The 1,600-nt window shown below is 44.1% G+C and carries 2 protein-coding genes; one reads left to right on the top strand and one right to left on the bottom strand.

All coding sequences use genetic code 11. The features are described 5' to 3' along the window. On the top strand, positions 1 to 477 hold a 477-nt coding region (locus tag F6K37_RS41555; RefSeq protein ID WP_287257106.1), incomplete at its 5' end, for a glycine betaine ABC transporter substrate-binding protein. A gap of 323 nt (positions 478 to 800) precedes the next feature. Here the strand turns inward: F6K37_RS41555 and lgt are convergent. Continuing rightward, positions 801 to 1,600: prolipoprotein diacylglyceryl transferase (gene lgt, locus F6K37_RS41550; RefSeq protein ID WP_287257105.1), on the bottom strand; the 800-nt coding region annotated here is incomplete at its 5' end.

Here is a 1,600-nt window from a genome sequence, read left to right as displayed (position 1 = left end):
GTCGAACACGACCAAGGAGAATATAGCGTCCTAATTGCGAATAGCATTGCTCGCTACAAACAAGGAAAACCAGTCCTATACTACACTTGGACTCCTCTGTGGCTGGCTACGGTATTAAAACCAGGTGAGGATGTGGTTTGGCTAGAAGTTGCCCAAACCAATCTACCAGAAGCCCAGAAAGGGTTGACAGAAAAACATACTTCAATCGATGGTAAAAATCTCGGATTCGCGGTGGATCAGATCCGCTTTGTGGCAAACAAAAAATTCCTAGCAACTAACCCAGCAGCCAGAGACTTGTTTGAGCGATTTAAGATGCCGATTGAGGAGCTTAATGCTGAAAGCTTACGGGCCAAAAAGGGGGAAGATAGCCCAGCAGATATCCGTCGCCATAGCCAAGAATGGATTAAAAAGAATCAAAAGTTGTTTGATAGCTGGCTTGAAGAAGCTAGAAAAGTTGGAGAAACTTCTGGAATTTGAGGTTTCCTATAATTTACGAGAACATTAATATTGTCAAGGTTGAGTAATTGGTATTTGGTAAAGGGGAATTGGTATTTGTGATTAATCCCGACCTTTTACCCTTTACCCTTTACCCTTTACCTGCAAGTATCTTGGGTCAACTACCAGACACTCACCTATCGGTTACATCCCCTTGAACGATCCGTTGCCCCATCTTCCAACTATCACAACTAATAACAGATTGCTATATTCCAAAATTATCCGGATTAACCTGATCTACCCAGTAAAAAGAAAGTGGTAGATGCACCCTGGTAAAGTCCTAGAGATAAACTCTGGGGCTTTTTTTATTTAGATACCGTATCCCACTGCTGATTATCGACTGGAACAACATCTGGCAAAGACCGACCGATCCAATACAGCCACCCTAAACCAGCAACTCCCAATGCGATCGCAACTAAACTGACCACTTGAGCAATGCGTAATGGACCGAGCATCAGACTATCCATCCGCAATGCCTCAATCCAGAAGCGACCAGTACTATAGGCGACCATATAAACTAGAGCCATCGTCCCTACCTTCAGATGGGGTTTGCGGCGTAAATCCCGAAAGAACAGAGTCATCAGTAACCCAAAGACCAATAAGTTCCACACAGACTCATACAGAAAAGTCGGATGGAAATAGTCAAAATTATTAAAGCTTAGGGGACGCTGTCCTAGTGGAATATACAATTTCCAAGGCAAATCCGTGGGAGCCCCAAAGGCTTCGGAATTAAAGAAATTACCCCAACGTCCGATGGCTTGACCTAATATCAGGGAAGGAACTACTAGATCAACTAACAGCCAGACAGACAGTTTATTGAGGCGGGCAAAAATTATTGCAGCTAAGATACCACCCAAGATAGCGCCATGAATGGCAATCCCACCATTCCAAATCGCAATAATTTGGTCTGGACGCTGGGCGTATTGTTTCCACTGAAACAAGACATAGTAAAGTCTGGCTCCAGGAATCGCAGAAATCACCAGCCAGATAGCCAAGTCGCCCAACAAATCTGGGTTAACGTTACGACTCTTGGCTAGGTATTGGGAAAGGCTAACTCCAATTAACACTGCTGAGGCAATCAATAGTCCGTACCAGCGGATTGTTA

The organism is Moorena sp. SIO4E2 (genome assembly GCF_010671945.1).
Taxonomy (GTDB): Bacteria; Cyanobacteriota; Cyanobacteriia; order Cyanobacteriales; family Coleofasciculaceae; genus Moorena; species Moorena producens.
Note: the sequence above shows the minus strand (reverse complement) of the source record. Positions and strands in the feature narration are given on the sequence as shown.